This is a genomic window from Flavobacterium sp. ov086 (assembly GCF_900187965.1).
Taxonomy (GTDB): Bacteria; Bacteroidota; Bacteroidia; order Flavobacteriales; family Flavobacteriaceae; genus Flavobacterium.
On sequence record NZ_FZNL01000017.1, the window covers coordinates 136141 to 156342 of the forward strand.

Annotated in this window: 17 protein-coding genes and 2 pseudogenes; 8 read left to right on the top strand and 11 right to left on the bottom strand. The window is 33.7% G+C overall.

Annotated elements, in window-relative coordinates; translation table 11 throughout:
- Nucleotides 1-5: 5 nt before the first annotated feature.
- From CHB81_RS18060 to CHB81_RS18085, 6 genes are all read right to left on the bottom strand, one after another.
- The gene (locus CHB81_RS18060) at nt 6-584 is read right to left on the bottom strand and encodes a hypothetical protein (protein ID WP_089353243.1); all 579 of its coding nucleotides are present in this window, start codon (nt 582-584) and stop codon (nt 6-8) included.
- On the bottom strand, nt 581-1861 hold the full coding sequence (locus CHB81_RS18065; RefSeq protein WP_089353257.1) for an MFS transporter: 1281 nt from the start codon (nt 1859-1861) through the stop codon (nt 581-583). Before CHB81_RS18065 ends, CHB81_RS18060 begins: the two co-directional genes overlap by 4 nt.
- Entirely contained in the window at nt 1851-3551 is a 1701-nt protein-coding gene (recJ, locus tag CHB81_RS18070) for a single-stranded-DNA-specific exonuclease RecJ (protein ID WP_089353244.1), read from the bottom strand. The genes CHB81_RS18065 and recJ overlap by 11 nt, the downstream gene beginning before the upstream one ends.
- A gap of 171 nt (nt 3552-3722) precedes the next feature.
- Nucleotides 3723-4067, bottom strand: a complete 345-nt coding sequence (locus tag CHB81_RS18075; protein ID WP_089353245.1) for a HopJ type III effector protein — start codon at nt 4065-4067, stop codon at nt 3723-3725.
- Between the two features lie 102 nt (nt 4068-4169).
- Nucleotides 4170-4901 (bottom strand): 16S rRNA (cytidine(1402)-2'-O)-methyltransferase, encoded by a 732-nt coding sequence (gene rsmI / locus CHB81_RS18080; RefSeq protein ID WP_089353246.1) that lies wholly within the window; start codon nt 4899-4901, stop codon nt 4170-4172.
- Nucleotides 4902-5026: 125 nt separating this feature from the next.
- A complete protein-coding gene (locus CHB81_RS18085) occupies nt 5027-6070 on the bottom strand; it encodes a hypothetical protein (RefSeq protein WP_089353247.1) in 1044 nt (347 codons plus the stop codon).
- 236 nt (nt 6071-6306) lie between these two features.
- Here CHB81_RS18085 and CHB81_RS18090 point away from each other — a divergent pair, with 236 nt between their 5' ends.
- Both CHB81_RS18090 and CHB81_RS18095 read left to right on the top strand, forming a co-directional pair.
- Nucleotides 6307-6897, top strand: coding sequence for a thymidine kinase (locus CHB81_RS18090; RefSeq protein ID WP_072965237.1), 591 nt, complete (start codon nt 6307-6309; stop codon nt 6895-6897).
- Nucleotides 6898-6928: 31 nt separating this feature from the next.
- Complete coding sequence (locus CHB81_RS18095) at nt 6929-7357, top strand: hypothetical protein (RefSeq protein ID WP_089353248.1); 429 nt, start codon at nt 6929-6931, stop codon at nt 7355-7357.
- 205 nt (nt 7358-7562) lie between these two features.
- Here CHB81_RS18095 and rpoN read toward each other — a convergent pair whose 3' ends face one another.
- From rpoN to CHB81_RS18110, 3 genes are all read right to left on the bottom strand, one after another.
- Nucleotides 7563-9023, bottom strand: a complete 1461-nt coding sequence (gene rpoN / locus CHB81_RS18100) for an RNA polymerase factor sigma-54 (protein WP_089353249.1) — start codon at nt 9021-9023, stop codon at nt 7563-7565.
- Between the two features lie 97 nt (nt 9024-9120).
- Nucleotides 9121-10566, bottom strand: coding sequence for an asparagine--tRNA ligase (gene asnS / locus CHB81_RS18105; RefSeq protein ID WP_089353250.1), 1446 nt, complete (start codon nt 10564-10566; stop codon nt 9121-9123).
- 339 nt (nt 10567-10905) lie between these two features.
- Nucleotides 10906-13263, bottom strand: coding sequence for an RND family transporter (locus tag CHB81_RS18110; protein WP_089353251.1), 2358 nt, complete (start codon nt 13261-13263; stop codon nt 10906-10908).
- Nucleotides 13264-13441: 178 nt separating this feature from the next.
- Between CHB81_RS18110 and CHB81_RS18115 the strand changes: the two genes are divergently transcribed.
- From CHB81_RS18115 to CHB81_RS18130, 4 genes are all read left to right on the top strand, one after another.
- On the top strand, nt 13442-13771 hold the full coding sequence (locus CHB81_RS18115; protein WP_089353252.1) for a multidrug efflux SMR transporter: 330 nt from the start codon (nt 13442-13444) through the stop codon (nt 13769-13771).
- Nucleotides 13772-13958: 187 nt separating this feature from the next.
- Nucleotides 13959-14720 carry a sensor histidine kinase gene (locus CHB81_RS18120; RefSeq protein WP_089353253.1) on the top strand — a complete coding sequence of 254 codons (762 nt, stop codon included), beginning with the start codon at nt 13959-13961 and terminating at the stop codon, nt 14718-14720.
- Nucleotides 14683-15402 (top strand): LytTR family DNA-binding domain-containing protein, encoded by a 720-nt coding sequence (locus tag CHB81_RS18125; protein ID WP_089353254.1) that lies wholly within the window; start codon nt 14683-14685, stop codon nt 15400-15402. Before CHB81_RS18120 ends, CHB81_RS18125 begins: the two co-directional genes overlap by 38 nt.
- Nucleotides 15403-15616: 214 nt before the next feature.
- On the top strand, nt 15617-17887 hold the full coding sequence (locus CHB81_RS18130) for a cation:proton antiporter (RefSeq protein WP_089353255.1): 2271 nt from the start codon (nt 15617-15619) through the stop codon (nt 17885-17887).
- A 160-nt stretch (nt 17888-18047) separates the two neighbouring features.
- On the opposite strand, the gene CHB81_RS18135 is transcribed toward CHB81_RS18130, so the two are convergent.
- Both CHB81_RS18135 and CHB81_RS26930 read right to left on the bottom strand, forming a co-directional pair.
- A complete protein-coding gene (locus CHB81_RS18135) occupies nt 18048-19064 on the bottom strand; it encodes a type I restriction enzyme HsdR N-terminal domain-containing protein (protein ID WP_089353256.1) in 1017 nt (338 codons plus the stop codon).
- A gap of 291 nt (nt 19065-19355) precedes the next feature.
- Nucleotides 19356-19532, bottom strand: coding sequence for a hypothetical protein (locus CHB81_RS26930; protein ID WP_176427544.1), 177 nt, complete (start codon nt 19530-19532; stop codon nt 19356-19358).
- A 218-nt stretch (nt 19533-19750) separates the two neighbouring features.
- Here CHB81_RS26930 and CHB81_RS27175 point away from each other — a divergent pair.
- Nucleotides 19751-19837, top strand: a pseudogene (locus tag CHB81_RS27175) (transcriptional regulator); the annotation flags it as partial.
- Between the two features lie 89 nt (nt 19838-19926).
- A pseudogene (locus CHB81_RS26935) lies at nt 19927-20202 on the top strand (hypothetical protein); the annotation flags it as partial.

Genomic DNA, 20202 nt, shown 5'->3' on the forward strand with positions numbered 1-20202 from the left:
AAAAATTACTTCATAAGTACAAAAAGAGTTGTGTCTTTCGCTACATCGTGATCTTCTTTAAGATCGTAATCTTTTAATATCAGGTGTATTTGTAAATAGTTTTCACGAAGTTGAACATCATTTTTTTTCAAATAAATATCTTCGGCGAAATTAAATTCTACCACTTTTTCTTCGAATAAAAACATCTTCTTTTTAATCACTTCATAATCACAACAACTGCCTAATAATCCTCCGGATTTTTTATTGATAAGAATTTCATTGTTTTCGAATCTCACGTCACTTGGCATAAATAAAAAAAGAAAAACTGATCCTAATATCGCTCCAAAAATTCCGTCTATTAACCAGCTCAAACCAATTATAATGGGAGAAAATATATATAATGAAAAATAAAAAGACAACTTATTAAAAGGTTTTAGATATAAAAAAAACAATAGCATACCTGACGCATAAAGTAAGATTTTAAATATCAAAACTAAATTAGAAATTAAACTTAACCCAAAAATAGTCTTGATAAAGAAATTAATCAATAAAAGAATTACTGATGCTAAATGTATTTTCAGGAATACTTTTTTCAGTTTTCTCATTCCATATTTTGGTGATCTTCCATATCTTTTCGAAGATCTAAATTTCTAAATGTAGGTGATTTGATTCCGAAACCTAAAACAGTCAAAAGTGTCATACTTCCTCCAAAAACTACCGAAGTTACTGTTCCCATTAATTTAGCCGTTAAACCACTTTCAAAAGCTCCTAATTCATTTGATGAACCTACGAACATTGAGTTTACAGCAGCAACACGGCCACGCATGTGATCAGGCGTTTTAAGTTGCAAAATTGTCTGGCGAATTACAACCGAAATTCCATCAGCAACTCCGCTTAAAAACAGAGCAACAACAGACAACCAGAAAATTGTAGAAACTCCGAACAATATAATACATAATCCGAAGATAAAAATCGCTGCTAAAAGTTTCATTCCCGCTTTTTCATACAACGGAACATAAGCCGAAACTAACATCGTAATAAAGGCTCCAATTGCCGGTGCAGCTCTCAGAACTCCAAAACCTTCGGGCCCAACTTTCAAAATATCCTGTGCAAAAACAGGTAATAAAGCAACGGCTCCACCAAAAAGCACGGCAACCATATCCAGAGAAAGTACTCCTAAAATGGTTTTATTATTAAAGACAAATTTGATTCCTTCTTTTAAACTCTCCATTACTGGTTCGCCAATTTTTGGATTCAGTATTGGTTTTTTCTCGATTTGCGACAGCGCAATTAAAGAGAAAACCGAAAATCCAACAACCAGACACATTGACCAGTGAACACCAATAAAATTGATTGAAAAACCTGCAACTGCAGGTCCTAAAACTGACCCAATCTGCCAAACAGAACTACTCCATGTTGCTGCATTTGGATATGCTTTTTTAGGAACAATTAAAGATAAAAGAGAGAATATTGTTGGTCCAAGAAAAGCACGAACTAATCCGCCAAGGAAGACTAAAAAGTAAATAGAATACAAGATAAGATCTGTAGACCAACCTCCAATAACTTTTGGCCAGGTCAATAAAAACAATCCAAAACTAATTACTGAAAACCCGAGAATACATTTTACCAATAATCCTTTTTTCTCGCGTTGATCAACCATATGCCCGGCAAATAATGCCATTGAAACTGCAGGAATAACCTCCATTAAACCAATAAGTCCTAACGAAAGCGGATTTTTTGTTAAACTATAAACTTCCCATTCGATTACAATAAATTGCATTGACCAGGCAAAAACCATTGCAAAACGCAATAATAAAAAGACATTAAATTCTCTATAACGCAATGCCTGATAAGGATCTTGCTTCTTTTCTTTATTCTTCATTTGTTCTGACATCTTTTAGCATAAGTTGAGTCGAAACGGTTCCGTTCCACTCATTTTCAGCCAGTGAATAAGCCAACTGAAAAGGATTTTGATTTTTTGTAATGCTTAATTTTTTCCCAAGTCCAAAACCTATTGCAGCAATTCCATCTGAATTATACTGCTTTACGAAAAGTCTTAAATGCTCTTCATCGGCTCCTAAAGTTTTGGCGTAACCTGTGTCTTTTACATTTTTGGTCATAAAAACAGGCGTCATATTCAAAGGCCCAAAAGGTTCGAATTGTTTTAAAATCCGAATAAATTTTGGGGTAATATCAGTAAAGTCTATTTCGGCATCGACCTCAATTTCAGGAGTTCGCATTTCGGGTAAAATAGTTTCCTGCACTTGTTTTTCAAAAGCGTCTTTAAAGGTTTCATAGTTTTCGGCTTTCAATGTCATTCCTGCTGCATACATATGTCCTCCAAATTGTTCTAAATGTTCAGAACAGGCATCGAGTGCATTATAAACATCAAATCCTTTTACGGATCTTGCAGAAGCGGCATATTTGTCGCCACTTTTAGTAAAGACTAAAGTTGGGCGATAATAGGTTTCAATAAGTCTTGAAGCCACAATTCCGATTACTCCTTTGTGCCAGTCTTCCTGAAAAACAACTGTCGAAAATCGATCTTCTTCGTTGTTTTCTATAATTTGCTGAAAAGCTTCTTTAGTAATTTGTTTGTCCAAGTCTTTACGATCTGAATTGTATTGTTCAATTTCTGAAGCAAATTGTTGTGCTTGCTCAAAATTAAATTCCGTCAACAGTTCCACCGCATGATTACCATGTTTGATTCTTCCGGCAGCATTAATTCTTGGCGAAACAATAAAAACAACATCTGTAATATCTAATGTTTTCTTTTTAACCTGATGAACTAAGGCTTTTATTCCAGGTCTCGGATCTGAGTTGATAACTTGCAATCCATAATAAGCCAAAATCCTGTTTTCTCCTGTAATCGGAACAATATCCGCCGCAATTGCCGTAGCAACTAAATCCAGATAAGGAACAAAATCCTGAATCGTCTCACCTCTGTTTGTTCCCAGAGCCTGAATCAGTTTAAAACCAACTCCGCAACCACACAATTCATCATAAGGATACGAACAATCTTCTCTTTTTGGGTCTAAAATTGCAACCGCATCCGGCAAAAATTCCCCGGGTCTGTGGTGATCGCAAATAATAAAGTCGATGTTTTTTTCTTTCGCGTAAGCGATATGATCTATGGATTTAATACCACAATCTAGCGCTATGATTAATGAAAATCCGTTATCATCAGCAAAGTCAATTCCCTTAAAAGAAATTCCGTAACCTTCGGCATAACGATCCGGAATATAAGTCGCAATATTTGGATAATGCGATTTTAAATAGGCAGAAACCAATGAGACAGCCGTAGTTCCATCAACATCATAATCACCAAAAACAAGAATGTTTTCCTGATTTTCAATTGCCAATTCGATTCTAGCAACAGCTTTATCCATGTCTTTCATCAAGAATGGATCATGGAGATGTTCTAATGAAGGACGAAAGAAATTCTTGGCATCTTCAAAAGTTTCAATGCCACGCTGAATCAAAAGTGTTGCTACAAAATCTTCTACATTTAAGGCTTGCGCCAAATGTTTGATTTTATCTTCAGAAGGTTTTGGTTTTAAGGTCCAACGCATTTTTTATTGTAGATTTTTGATTTTAGATCTTAGATTTAGAAATCTGAAATCGTTTAATCTGTGGCAAAATATTCGGTTTTTAACTTTGTCAAAGTTTCAAACTTTGACAAAGCTTTTTAGAGCAGAAAGGAGACTCCAGAAAATCTAAAATCTACATTCTAAAATCTAAAATTATTTTATATCCAAAGCACTTCCTTCAAACTGAATTCCATCCCAACCTAAGTTGATGAAGTTTCTAATGTTTTGATGGTTTGTTCCGTTTGGATCTCCTAAAACTTCTTCAAAATAAAAAGCTCCAAAACACGCTAAAGTTTCTTCTTTGCTCAAGTTTTGCAATTTTGCGAAAGAAAACAATTTGCAAGAACCTGAGTTTTCTCCTGCTGCATTATGTTGTGTTCCGTTTTGGAAAGCAGTTGGAGTAAAGTTGTAATTTTCCTCAATTACAGCAATAGTTTCAGGAAATGTTATTTGAGTTGGAGTTTGTTTTACTTTTTCTAAAAAGGCTTGTATGCTCATGATTATAGTTTATTGTTTTTGCCACGAATTTCACTAATTGAACACGAATTTTTAATTTATGTGAGCTCTAATTCGGGAAATTAGTGAAATTCGTGGCGAAAATTATTCTTCTTCTTTTTCTTCTTCATCCTTCGAAAACTTACTTTTCTTAGGTTCTTTTATTATTGTTTTTCCGGCAACAACTACAACTATTTCGCCGCGTGGTGCTGTTTTTTCGAAATGAGTTAATACTTCTCTTGCGGTTCCACGAACATTTTCTTCGTGCAGTTTTGATAATTCTCTTGAAACGCAAACTTGTCTGTCTTCTCCAAAATACTGTATAAACTCAGCTAAAGTCTTAACGAGTTTATGAGGAGAAACGTATAAAATCATTGTTCGGGTTTCTTCGGCTAAAGCCAAAAATCGAGTTTGACGCCCTTTTTTATCAGGCAGAAAACCTTCAAAAACAAACTTGTCATTTGGTAATCCGCTGTTTACTAAAGCGGGCACAAAAGCTGTGGCTCCAGGTAAACATTCAACTTCAATTTTATTTTCGACACAAGCGCGCGTCAATAAAAAACCGGGATCTGAGATCGCCGGAGTTCCAGCATCCGAAATTAAAGCGATATTCTCACCGGCTTTCAAACGTGCAATTAAATTCTCGGTTGTTTTATGTTCGTTGTGCATATGATGGCTGTGCATGTGCGTGCCAATTTCAAAATGCTTCAACAATTTCCCACTCGTTCTGGTATCTTCAGCAAGGATCAAATCGACTTCTTTCAGAATCCGAATAGCACGAAAAGTCATGTCTTCAAGATTGCCAATTGGCGTTGGAACGATATATAATTTAGACATAATTAAATTTAAATTAAGATAACACAGATTTCACTAATTAGCACGAATTCTGTTTGTTTAAAAATTGCACAAACTAATAATTATTAAAATTATTTTTAATTCGTGTAAATCTGTGAAATTCGTGTTTACGCGAATTTCTTCTCGATAATTCCCAGGAAACGTTCTGCATAATCGTCTTTTCCTTCCCAATTATTATAGTCCGGTTTTACCATGTTCTCGATAAATTCCTGAGCTTCGCTGTAAGTATCAAAAGTCAATAATTGATTTAGAACGCGGCTGTAATCTTCAGAACTGTTTCCGAAAAGATTTTTAGTGAATGCAATTCGGTCATTTAAATCAATATGAAAACCTTTTGCCAATTTTTCGTTCAAAGTAACAGGCTTTGGTTCAACAGGAGTTTCTAAAACGGCTGTTTCTACAATTTTATTCTCTTTGAACTCACTGATCGACGGAGCTGGAGAAACAGCTTCGAAACTATCTACTTTTACAAATTCAGCATCTGCATAATTGATTCCAAAATCTTCAAACAAAATCGAAACAGGTTCTGCTTTTGTCGAAGTTTCTATCTTCTCTTCTATTTTATCTTCTATTTTTTCCTCTTCTCTATCTAACTCAAAAGCGGGAATAAAACTAGGAATTGGTTTTGAATCACTGATTGTTGTAAATGAAATTTCTTCAAAAAGTGCTTTAGTTTCTTCTACAGGTTCAGTTTCTTTAATTGCTTCAAATTCCTCTACTTTTTCAACAACAGGTTCTTCAATAATTTCTTCATCCTGTTCCAGAATTGTTTCATCAAGAGTTTCGGCAACAACTTCTTCAATCGGTTCAGGAGTTATTTTTTCCGTAGTTTCGGCAACTACTTCTTCAACAATTACTGGTTTCGGAGTTTCTTCCACCGCAATTACTTCGGCAACAACTGGAGTTTCAATTACAACCTCAGCCGGAACTTCTGCTTCTTTTTCGAAGATCGTTTCAACTTCAGCAGTAATTTCACTGTGACTGATTGTTGGTTTTACAGTATCAAAGTTTTCGTCTACAAACTTCAATACCGCTAATTTTTCATATAATTTCTGCGTTTCAAGATACAATTGATTGATATCGGATTTGTTTTTAAGCTTTAAAATTCGATGTGCAATGCTGATTAAATCGGCTTCCAATTTTTTTTTCATAACTGTTGAAATTATAGTGAATAGGGTATTTTAGTATATTTTGTAATCTAATGCTTTTATTCTTGTGGAAAATTCGCAGAACAATTTTTTATTTCTGTTAATAAGCGTTTGCGAATCTCCGATTTGATAAAAATTTTCTACTTTTGAAAAAACGTAAAACATCAAAATTTTACGTCAATTTATTACCAGTACAAAGTAATAAAAACTATTCATTTTTAAAGGTAGAAAAATACAAAATGTTTCTCGAAAATACAGTAAATCACAAAGAACAATTTGGTTGGATTGAAGTTATTTGTGGATCAATGTTTTCGGGTAAAACCGAGGAGTTAATCCGCAGATTAAAACGCGCCCAATTTGCCAAACAAAGAGTCGAAATTTTTAAACCCGCTATTGATACCCGCTATCATGACGAAATGGTCGTTTCTCATGATGCCAACGAAATTCGTTCAACTCCGGTTCCCGCCGCTGCCAATATTGCTATCTTAGCACAAGGCTGCGATGTTATTGGTATTGACGAAGCCCAGTTTTTTGATGATGAAATCGTTACCGTTTGTAATGATCTTGCAAATCAGGGAATTCGTGTGATAGTTGCCGGACTTGATATGGATTTTAAAGGAAATCCTTTTGGACCAATGCCTGCACTTATGGCTACAGCCGAATATGTAACAAAAGTTCACGCCGTTTGTACCAGAACAGGAAATCTTGCCAACTATAGTTTTCGTAAAACAGATAACGACAAATTAGTAATGCTGGGTGAAACCGAAGAATATGAACCCCTAAGTCGTGCTGCATATTATAATGCCATGAAAAAGATTCAGGATAAATAATTTTTTTTCTTTCTAATAAAACAATCTACAAATGCAGAAACCTACAACAAAAAAGAATTTAATTATTTTAGTAATAAGTGCAATTGTAGCATTATCGTTAGTTTTAGTCTTATATTATTCTTTTAAAGAACCTGTCACTGACAAAGAAATGGTGGAATTGGTTGAAAAGTACAATCAAAATTGCCCTTTAGTCATTCAGGAAGGAATTCGTCTGGACAATGTTACTTTGCCAAAAGACAAAGTTGTTCAGTACAATTTAACCTTATTAAATGTCGAAAAAGAGAGCGCAGAAATTGAAACGATAAAGAAAAACATTGGAGAAAGTCTTCTTAGCACCGTTAAAGCAAATCCAGGACTTCAGACATTTCGTGACAACGATTTTACTTTGATTTATAACTACGATGATAAAAAAGAAAATTATCTGTTTGAAATTACAATTACTCCGGAACAATATAAATAATTAGAAATTCTATTATAAAACAAAACCCGACAGATTTTGAATTTGTCGGGTTTCTTGTTTTTATGCAATTATATCTTTTAAACTGGACTGAAGTCCAGCTCTACAATATAAATTGTTCCTTTGGAACTATTTAAAGAGCCTTCGGCTCGATGTGTATTGTAGGGCCGGATTTTAATCCGGTTTAATTACGATTATAACAATTATGCTAAATCTTCTTTCGCATTCTTGCTACCGGAATATCAAGTTGTTCACGATATTTTGCAATCGTTCTACGAGCAATCGGGTATCCTTTTTCTTTTAAGATTTCTGCCAATTGATCGTCTGGCAAAGGCTTCTTTTTATCTTCTTCCTCAATTGTATTCTGAAGAATTTTTTTGATTTCCAAAGTCGAAACATCTTCACCCTGATCGTTTTTCATCGCTTCAGAGAAAAACTCTTTAATAAGTTTTGTTCCGTATGGAGTTTCAACATATTTACTGTTTGCAACACGTGAAATTGTCGAAATATCCAAACCAACCATATCTGCAATATCTTTTAAGATCATTGGTTTTAGTTTGGTTTCGTCACCATCAAGGAAATATTCTTCCTGATAATGCATAATCGCATTCATAGTTACAAAAAGGGTTTCCTGACGTTGTCTAATTGCATCGATAAACCATTTAGCCGAATCCAGTTTTTGTTTAATAAACTGAACTGCATCTTTTTGTGCCGATGATTTATCACGAGAATCTTTGTACGTCTGCATCATTTCCTGATAATCCTTAGAAACGTGCAACGACGGAGCATTTCTTCCGTTTAAGGTCAATTCCAGTTCGCCGTCAACAATTCTGATCGCAAAATCCGGAACTACATTTTCCGTTACTTTATTGTTTCCTGTGTAAGATCCTCCCGGTTTTGGGTTTAATCTTTCGATTTCATGAATCGCTTTTTTAAGTTGTTCATTCGAAACACCATATTTTTGAAGCAGTTTATCGTAGTGTTTTTTGGTAAAAGCATCAAACTGATTTTCGATAATATCAATTGCTAAATCAACATATTCTGTTGGTGTTTTGTGCTTTAATTGCAACAATAAACATTCCTGCAAGTCACGCGCTCCAACTCCTGACGGTTCAAGTTCATGAATTACCTGAAGCATTTTTTCGACCATTTTCTCATCGGTATAAATACCCTGAGTAAATGCCATATCATCTACAATATCCGGAACGCTTCTGCGGATATACCCCATATCATCAATACTTCCAACAAGGAATTCGGCGATTTCGCGTTCTTCATCATTCAAAATAAAAGTATTCAGCTGATTGATTAAATCCTGATGAAAACTAATCGGTGAAGCAAAAGGCGTTTCACGTTCCTCGTCTTCACTATAATTGTTCACCTGAGTTTTGTAATCCGGGGTATCGTCGTCGCTTAAATATTCGTCTATATTAATGTCGTCTGCTTCGATTCTGTCCGATTCAGCATCGTCATAATCGTCGTAGTCTTCATTTGCGAATTCATCAGCTTCGTATTCCTCTTCTTTTCCAGCTTCCAGAGCTGGATTTTCGTTCATTTCTTCCAATAAACGTTGCTCAAAAGCTTGCGTAGGCAATTGAATTAACTTCATCAGCTGAATTTGCTGTGGAGATAATTTTTGGGATAATTTTAAATTTAAAAATTGCTTTAGCATTTATTTTTGTTAAAAGTTTCAAGTTTCAAGTTTCAGGTTGCTGAACGTCCAACAACCTGAAACTTGAAACCTGAAACAAATTTTATAACTTTTTTTATTAAAATTCTGCGTTACCCGGAGTTCTCGGGAAAGGAATTACATCTCTAATGTTTGTCATTCCAGTTACAAACAATACCAAACGTTCAAATCCTAATCCGAAACCTGCGTGAGTCGCTGATCCAAATCTTCTGGTATCTAAATACCATGATAATTCTTCTTCGTCGATTTCTAAAGCTTTCATTTTTTCGATCAAAACATCGTAACGCTCTTCTCTTTCAGAACCTCCAACGATTTCTCCAATTCCAGGGAAAAGGATATCCATTGCACGAACTGTTTCTCTTCCAGGTTCTGTATTATCATTCAAACGCATGTAAAAAGCTTTGATATTTGCTGGATAATCATATAAAATTACCGGACATTTAAAGTGCTTCTCAACCAGAAAACGCTCGTGTTCTGACTGTAAATCAGCTCCCCATTCGTTGATGATATAGTTGAATTTTTTCTTTTTATTTGGAGTTGAATCTCTCAAAATATCAATTGCTTCAGTATAAGAAACACGTTTGAAGTTGTTCTCCAAAACGAAGTTCAATTTCTCCAACAAAGGCATTTCGCTTCTGTCTGCTTGTGGTTTTGATTTTTCTTCTTCAATAAGTCTTCCTTCCAAGAATGCCAAATCATCTTTACAATTGTCTAAAGCATATTTTATAACGTATTGAATAAAATCTTCAGCCAAATCCATGTTGTCATCAAGGTCGTTGAAAGCAACTTCCGGCTCAATCATCCAAAATTCTGCAAGGTGACGAGAAGTATTTGAATTCTCAGCTCTAAAAGTTGGTCCAAAAGTATAAATCTGACCCAAAGCCATTGCAAAAGTTTCTCCTTCTAACTGTCCCGAAACCGTTAAGTTCGTTTCTTTTCCAAAGAAATCTTCTTTATAGTTTACTTTTCCGTCTTCAGTTCTTGGTGTATTGTCGAAAGGTAAAGCCGTAACTTTAAACATTTCTCCAGCACCTTCCGCATCAGATCCGGTAATGATTGGCGTATTTACATACACAAACCCTTTTTGTTGAAAATAGTTATGAACCGCAAATGACAATACCGAACGCACACGCATAATTGCTCCAAAAGCATTTGTACGAACACGTAAATGTGCATTTTCTCTCAAGAATTCCAAAGAGTGTTTTTTAGGCTGCATTGGGAATTTCTCCGCATCAGAATCTCCTAAGATTTCAAGTTTATTAACCTGAATTTCGTATTTCTGACCTGCACCTTTACTTTCAACCAAAGTTCCTATTACAGAAACTGCAGCTCCAGTTGTAATTCTTTTTAAAGTTTCTTCCGGTGTATTTTCAAAATCAACAACACATTGTATATTATTAATGGTAGAACCGTCATTAAGTGCGATGAACTGATTATTTCTAAATGTTCTCACCCATCCTTTTGCATTAACCTCCTGAAGCGTCGTCGTACTGTTTAATAAGTCTTTAACTTTTGTGTGTTTCATTTTATATATAATATTGAAATTAAATTATTTGTTGTGTAATAACTGCAAATATAAACGATAATAATTAAAATTAGAAGCTGTTTCCCGCTATCCGCTATATCTTTTTCTTCCTAAAGAAGTAAGAAAAAGGATACCGCTGCTATCGGGGCTAGGGCTTTAGTTTTCAAAAGTCCTGTTTTGTCATTTCGACGAAGGAGAAATCACACTAGAATTTACGCAAACAAAATCGCCAATCTTTGCCGAGTTACGTGTGTGATTTCTCCTCTGTCGAAATGACAAGATTGCGTGCAAACTTTGACAAAGATTACATGTTTAATTCGTGAATTCGTGGCAAAAAAACTAATCTTCCAAATCCTCTTTCTTAGCCTTCTTCTTCTCAAAAGTCAAAACCAAAGCCGGTAAAACCAATAAATTCGCAAACATCGCAAACGCCAATGTACAAGAAATTAATCCTCCAAGCGCAATTGTTCCACTAAAACTAGAAAGCGTAAAAGTAGCAAATCCTAAAATTAAAACTACCGAAGTATAAAAAGTACTAATTCCGGTTTCTCTCAAAGCACTAAAAACAGATTTTTTTACTTTCCCGTTACTTTGTATTAAATCATGTTTGTACTTAGCCATAAACTGAATCGCATTATCTACCGAGATCCCAAACGCAATACTGAATACTAAAATTGTAGAAGGTTTTAACGGAATCCCAAAATACCCCATCAATCCCGATGTAATACAAAGCGGTAAAATATTCGTAATTACCGATGCAAAAACCATTTTAAACGATCTGAATAAATACAGCATCAAAATTGCGATTACCAAAATCGCAAAAATCAGCGATTCGATTAAGTTGTCAACCAAATAAGATGTTCCTTTCTGGAAAACTAATGCTTTTCCAGTAACGGTAACTTCATAACGATCTTTAGGGAAAATTTCATCAATCTTACTGTGTAATTTCTTCTCCACTTTCGCCATTTCATCCGTACCAATATCTCTCATAAAAGTAGTGATTCGGGCGTATTGTCCAGTCGAATCAACATAACTTTTCATAAGATTGTCTTTGCTGTTTTTTGTTGCATTCTTAGCATACGACAAAATAAAAGTCTGTTCCTGTGAAGTTGGTAATTGGTAATATTCAGGATTTCCGTTATAGAAAGCCTGTTTCGAATATTTAACCAAATTCACCACAGAAACCGGTTTTGACAATTCCGGAAGACTTGCAATCGTATTTTGCAATTCATCCATTTTGCGCATCGTTGACAATTTCATAACACCTTTTTTGTGTTTGGTGTCAATCATTATTTCGAGCGGCATTACACCGTTAAACTCTTTTTCGTAGAATAAAATATCTTTAAAGAAAGAAGCGCTTTTTGGCATTTCACCAATCAAGCTTCCTGAAACCTTCATTTGTGCAACTCCAATAACACTAAAAACCAATAGCAATCCGTAGATCGTATAAATTACTTTTCGCTTGTTTTTTACCACATTTTCAACAAAATCCAACAAAGTCGAAATGTACGTTTTAGTCAAATGGTACAAATGTTTTTCTCCCGGAACTTCCATAAAACTGTACACAATTGGTACAATTAAAAGCGTCAATAAATAAACCGAAATCACGTTGATCGAAGTTACTAAACCAAACTCAAAAAGAAGGTCGTTTCCTGTAATCATAAACGTCGCAAAACCTATCGCCGTTGTTAAATTCGTCATTAAAGTCGAAACTCCAATTTTAGAAATAATACGCTGTAAAGCCTTTGCCTGATTGTTATGCAGTTTAATTTCCTGCTGGTATTTATTGATCAGGAAAATACAATTCGTAATCCCAATAACAATAATTAATGGAGGAATAATAGCCGTTAAAATCGTGATTTTATAATGAAATAATCCAAGTGTTCCGAATGACCAGATTACACCAACAATTAAAATACAAATCGAAATAAATGTCGCTCTGAATGAACGGAAAAAGAAAAAGAAAATCAAAGAAACCGTCAGCAAAGCCGCACCAATAAAGAGCCCGATTTCGCCTTTCATATTATCAGCATTAATTGTTCTGATGTATGGCATTCCCGAAACTTTCAAATCGATTCCGGTAGTTTTCTCAAATTTATCGATCTTCGGAACCAGATTTTCAAGAATAAAAGTTTTTCTTTCAGCCGTATTAACAAGCGCTTTATTGATGTAAACTGCTGAACGAATACTTCCGCTTTCTTTATTAAAAAGCAAACCTTCATAAAAAGGCAAATTATGAAATAAATCATATTGTACCTTTTTTAAATATTCAGGATCTGTCGCTTTCTTTTGATCTATAAATGGAGCAAGAACAAATTTCTCGTTAACAGTATCTTTTTCCAGTTTCTTTAAATCGTTCAAAGAGACTACCAAATCAACTTCTTTAGAGTTTTTTAAACCCGTCATTAATTCATTCCAGGCCGCGTAATTTTTTGGAGTAAAAAACTTAGGATCCTGAAAACCAATTACAACAAGGTTTCCTTCTTCGCCAAATTTAGAAAGGAATTTTTGATAGTCTTTATTTGCGATATGATTTTTAGGAAGCAAATTCGCTTCAGTATACGTCATAGCAAGATTCTTCCATTGATAACCAAGGAAAATTGTCAAGGCCGAAACCCCCACGAGTATCGCAATTCTATTTTTAAGTATGATTCTGGCTAATTTTTCCCAAAATCCAACTTGTACAGCGTTTTTCATAAATTCTTTAAAATGGATGCAAATGTAGTGAAAAGTGCTCGAAATCATAAATATTCGGCTCGTTTTTACTGTTTGTTAACACAATTGATATTCTGATTTTTAGGAAAAATTAGATCTTTTATACAATCCTACGTTAGCTTTTCTCATATTTGTACTTAAATTTAAAAATGAAACGAAAATGAACTGGATTTTATTAATAATTGCAGGACTTTTTGAAGTTGCATTTGCTTCCTGTTTAGGCAAAGCCAAAGAAACAACAGGAATACAATCAACTTACTGGATGATTGGTTTTTTCGTTTGTCTTTCGATCAGTATGTTTTTATTATACAAAGCCACGCAGGTTTTACCAATTGGAACTGCTTATGCCGTTTGGACAGGAATTGGCGCCGTTGGAACTGTTTTGGTTGGAATCTTAATTTTTAAAGAACCGGCAACTTTCTGGAGAATATTTTTTCTTTCGACTTTAATTGCTTCAATTATTGGGTTGAAGTTTGTTTCTAGTCATTAAGAAATATTGCCCGCGGATTTTACGGATTTACGCAGATTAATTTATTTTAATTAAATAAAAAAAGCTCTCGCAGATTAAGCAGATATTATAATTCGTGTTTATTCGTGAAATTCGTGGCGAAAAAATAGCACGCAGATTGAGCAGATTAATTAAATTTTAAATTTGTGGCAAAAAACTTTACATAACAATGCAAGAAAACAACACTATCACTTTTATTTTTCTGGCAATTCTTTTATTGCTAATTGTCATTATCTGTTTTTTAATGTATCAACTATTGCAATTCAAAAAAGCGAAAGATGATGCTGAGAAGAGTTTTTATGCGCTCGAAATGAAGGTGAATGATTTGCAGTTAGAAACTTTAGAATCAAAACTGAATCCGCATTTGTTTAAGAATATATTGAATTCAATTCAGTCGCACGCCTATCAAACTTATTTTGCTTTGGATAAATTGGCGAATGTTTTGGATTATATTTTATACGAAAGCAAAAAGAAATTTGTAACCGCCAAAGAAGAAATTGATTTTGCATTGAATCTAATCGAAATCAACAAAATCAAAATCAGTCCGCTTTTTGAATTAAAGATCAAAACCAATATTAATAAGGACGACAAGTTATACGAACAACCTTTATTGGCACCTTTAATTTCTATTGATTTAATAGAAAATGCCTTTAAACATGCTGATTTACAAAGCGCCGATGCTTTTATTTCGGTTGTTTTTGAGTTTAGAGATAATTCTTTTTTTATGACGGTTTCGAATAAGATATCCGATAAAAAAGTATTAAAAAAAGAACGCAGCGGTTTTGGCCACACTACATTAGAACATAGATTGCGCATTATTTATAAGAATAATTTCAAACTCGATAAATTCGTAGAAAACGACATTTATATCGCACATTTAAAAATAGATTTACTTGAATACAAAACTGAAATGCTTGCTTCTGGACGATGAGTTACCGGGATTAATGTACCTGAAAATGCTTTGCGAACAAATTCCTGAAATCGAAATTGTAAAGACATTCAACAATCCTGAAAAACTCCTTGCCGAAATTCCGAATCTCGATTTTGATTTATTAATATCAGATATCGAAATGCCGGGAATCGACGGTTTGCATCTGGCGGAAATGCTGGACAATAAATTAGTTATTTTCTGCACGGCTTATAAAGAATATGCCGCTGATGCTTTTAATATTGATGCGGTAGATTACATTACAAAACCGGTAAAACTGGAACGTTTGCAAAAAGCAATCTCAAAAGCTTCTGAGCGTTTTAACAAACCTGAAACGTCCAAAAAATTCATTCAGTTAAATACTGACAAAGGAAAAACCTTATTGTATTTTAATCAGATTCAATACATCAAAACCGCTGTTAGCGATAGTCGGGACAAAACAGTTCTTCTGGTTGACGGAAGTTTTCTAAACCTAAAAAACGTTAAATTCGACACGCTCTTAAACGAATTACCAGATGCCGATTTCTGCCGAATAAACAAAAAAGAAATTGTCGCTGTAAAAGCTATTAAGTTTTTTAATCATAACGAAATTGTATTGCATCATTTAGAAAAAAATGACAAAAACAGCACGTTGATTTTAAGCGAAACATATCGTTCTGACTTTTTGAAAAAGGTAAAAATCTAAATAAACTAAATAAGTTAACGCATATTAGGCTGAGCGAAGGCGAAGCCCCTTTTACGTAATAAAGCCTTCAACTTCGTTCAGGATGACAGTCGTTTTCATAACTTATTACAAAGTTTTTCGGACTTGTTACATACATTGAAAATTAGGTTTAAATTTGCTTTTTCACTTAATTTTCAGTTCTCATATTTGCACCAATAAATCTAAAAAACGAGTTATGAATAATATTAAAAACTCCTTATTTTACATTACTGTTATTGGTGGTTTCACCGCTTTAATATATTGGGTAATTTCAAAAGGCGCATCACTTGAAGTTGGGCGCGGAATCGTTCATAAAAAGATTGTAAGCAATCATTGGAATGATTTTCTTCATTCGATGGTAGAGAACTTACAACATCCTTTGGCAATTTTACTAGCTCAGATCGTTACTATTATATTAGTCGCACGTTTGTTTGGTTGGTTTTTTAGAAAAATCGGACAACCATCTGTAATTGGCGAAATGATTGCAGGTATTGTTTTAGGGCCATCCTTAGTCGGAATGTATTTTCCGGAATTCTCAGCCGCTTTATTTCCAAAAGAATCTTTAGGGAACTTACAGTTTTTAAGCCAGATTGGTTTGATCCTTTTCATGTTTGTGATTGGAATGGAATTAGATTTGAAAGTACTAAAAAACAAAGCGCATGATGCCGTAGTAATTAGCCACGCAAGCATTGTAATTCCTTTTGCTTTGGGATTAACATTAGCTTATTTTATCTATCATACTTTTGCACCGGTTGGAGTTGAATTTGCTTCTTTCGGATTATTTATGGGAATCGCCATGAGTATTACAGCATTTCCGGTTCTCGCCAGAATTGTGCAGGAACGAGGCATGCAAAAAACAAAACTCGGAACCATTGCCATAACTTGTGCTGCTGCCGATGATATTACTGCCTGGTGTATTCTTGCCGTTGTAATTGCGATCGTAAAAGCAGGTTCATTCACAAGCGCACTATATGTAATAGGTTTGGCAATTTTGTATGTAATTGTAATGCTAAAAATAGTTCGTCCGTTCCTAAAACGTGTTGGAGATTTAAATTCAACTCGCGAAAGTTTGAACAAACCAGTTGTAGCAATCTTTTTCATTACACTTTTATTCTCTGCATATGCGTCTGAGTTAATTGGAATTCACGCTTTATTTGGCGCTTTCTTAGCCGGAGCAATTATGCCGGAAAATAACCGATTCAGAAATATATTTATCGAAAAAGTCGAAGACGTTGCCATCATTGTCCTCTTACCTTTATTCTTTGTATTTACCGGTTTACGTACACAAATAGGTTTATTGAACGATCCTTATTTATGGAAAGTTACGGGAGTCATTATTGCCGTTGCCGTAATTGGAAAATTCTTTGGAAGTGCTTTTGCCGCAAAATTTGTCGGACAAAGCTGGAAAGACAGTTTGGCAATTGGAGCGTTAATGAATACACGAGGTTTAATGGAATTGGTAGTTCTAAACATTGGTTATGATTTAGGCGTTTTATCTACAGAAATTTTTACCATGATGGTAATTATGGCTTTGGTAACCACATTTATGACCGGTCCGGCCCTGGATTTTATAGGATTTATTTTTAAAGATAAAATAACCGCAATCCCACAGGAAATTGGAAACAAAAGTAAATACAAAATTCTGCTTTCGTTTGCAACCCCCGAGAGAGGAAAAAAACTACTTCAAATTGCCAACAGCTTAGTCAAAAAACAAGGTGATAATTCGATAGTAACAGCGATGCATCTTTCTCTAAGTACAGAAATACACTCGTTTGACATCAAAGATCACGAACGAAAAATGCTTGTGCCTGTTATTGAAGAATCTGAGCGTTTGAATCAAAATATGGTAAGTGTCTTTAAAGTCACAAATGATATCGATACTGATATTATTGATACTGCGAATCAAGGTGAATACGATTTATTACTGGTTGGTTTAGGTCAGTCTATTTTTGACGGAACTCTTCTTGGAAAAATCCTTGGCTTTACAACCCGAATCGTAAATCCGGATCGTTTAATCGATAAGTTATCGGGAAAAGAAGGTTTATTCGAAAACTCTCCCTTTGACGAAAGAACACGTCATATTATTGCAAAAAGCAAAATGCCCGTTGGAATTTTCATTGACAAGGAACTAGAAGAAGTAAATCAGATTTTCATGCCAATTTTTAGTAAAGAAGATGCTTTTTTAATAGAATATGCCAAAAAGTTAATCAACAATAATGGATCGCAAATTACAGTTCTCGATGCGAGTGGCGAAGTAAAAAACACTCGTGACATTCAGGAAACAATTCGTTCAATCGAACAAATTGCACCAAATCACATTATGATTATGCATGACAGAACCCTTAAAAAAGAATTCTTAGAAAGTCAAAACTTAATGATCATAAGTCTTGACAGTTGGAAAAAACTAATCGAATCTCAAAGTACATGGTTGAATAATACACCATCTGTTTTGATTTTGAAACCATAAAAGGAAAATAAATTCCATCCCGATAGCTATCGGGATTAAAATCCCAAATTCCAAATCTCTTTCGATTGGAGTTTGGGATTTAGAATTTTCAGCTTGTTTGTCATTTCGACCGAAGAGAGAAATCACACGCGTAACTCGACAAAGTTTTTCTAACCTCGAATTATTCAAGTAACGCAAGCGTTCTATTCGTCAATTCAGTTTTATACTTCAAAACATCATCAATATTACTTAATAAATACTCATTATTTTCGATAAGTATTTTCATTTTTGAATCGGTAAAAACTAATTTACAAATCACTTTTTTAAGATTATCATCAATACTAATATTAAAAAAGCTTTTAAAATCTTTGAAGAAAATTCTTTGACTCGGTATCTTTTTATTCTGTATCAACAAAGTTCTAATTGTATGATAAGCCTGAATTTCAGATTCAGTAGTAATAATGCCTCCGGTATTTGAGTTTGATTCATCCAATACTTTTTTCTCATACAAAGATTTTAGCAATGCCGAATTAATCATTTTTATCATTTTCGCTTGTGTGTCCTCAGTAAATTTGGTTTTAAAATTCATATTTCTATGAATAATCTTCAACAAATCCTTCGACGGAGCAATTAACTCTTTTAATAAACTAGCTTCGAAATCTTCTGTAAAAACACACTCCTGAGCTGTTTTTATAATCTCATTAACTACTACGTATCTTTTATCAAATTTGATTAACGTTTCTAAGTCCTTATCTGAGTAATTCAACAAATTAAACACAAAAAAAGGTTTATTATCAATTACATTAGATTGTAAAACATCTGAATAAAATCGATACTCAATTCCATTTGTCAATACAGCAATTCTTGAATTTTTAGTATTACTAAAGTAACCATTAAGTTGTCCCGCCTCTTTATCACTAAGTCTACTATTATACTTTTTTGCTTCTATTAAAATTGTATCTTTTTTGTTTAACAAAATAGCATAATCAATTTTTTGACCTATACGATCTCCAAAATCAGCGTTGTATTCTGGAATCAAATCATTAGAAATATAATTTAGGATATGAAAAAAAGGCTCAATCAAAAACTTACGGGTTTGAGCTTCATTAGTACACAATTCTATTGCATCATTAATTTTAAAACTTTCGAGAGTTTTCTTTAATTGATTGATGGATTGTTTAGGTATAGTTACGATCATTTTTGGTAGTTTGTTAGTTAAACAACTTAATAAATTAAAAACTAAGCTAATGAAAATAAATCAAACTATAAGTTTTTAAAAATCATTGCTTTAAAACAAAACAAATATCTTCATTTAATTGATCAAATATCTACGGAAAACCATACTGATTTTAAAAGTATCATTTTGCCATAATCTTTGCGGGCATGAGCGGGACGCTTGCGCAAGCAAATGATAATCCCTTCGGCATTCTAAAAGTAAAACCCTTGCAAAACTAGATTTGCAAGGGTTTTACTTTTTTTTAAGTGATTCTTACTTCTCATTTGCCGAATCATCAGGGTCGATTCTATCTTTTACAGTTTTTTTGAAATCATTATTCAATAAATCTGTTAATTTCTTTTTCTCTTTTTTATTTTTTCTGATTGTCAGTACAACTAGAATAACTACTAGTACTGCCACAATCGCTATTATAAACCAATTAATTCCCATAGCTTAAGTTTTTACTTAAAATTAAGAAACTATAATTAAACTCTGTATTATCAAAAAGTTAAGTATTACATTTTTAAGCAAAATTATCCTGATAGAACTATAATTTTTGAAAGTTATCTCTTTAAACGGCATCATTACTTTTCTATATATTAAAAATCTTAAGAGGAAAATATTTAGAAAAATTTAGAAACCAAAATACTTTCATTCTTAAAGAAATTCATTGCAATTTTAATCCTCTTGATAAAGTGGTAGAACTTTACGAACGTTTAGTTCTTGCCGAAAAAGAAAAAGTTGAATATTTATAGATGTTGTTGAAGAAGAAATAATAGAATGTATAAAGCCATTCCAGAATGAACATGCCCCAAAAAGTTAGACACTATTTGGGGCATTTTTTATGGAAAGAAAAGTAAAGTATGACTATGCATTTAAGTTAGAATGTGTAGAATTGGTTTTAAAGAAGCATTATTCAGATGGATATGTTTCAAAATTAAAACAGACTCCAAGATGGAATATTCGTAAGTGGGTCAGTTTTTATAAGGCATATGGTAAAATTGGTTTATTGCCACGAATGAATCAAAGCTATTCAGCCGAATTTAAGCTAAAAGTGCTCAATATCATAGAAAAGGAATCCCTTAGCTTGATGCAGGCTGGTATAAGATTTAATATTCCC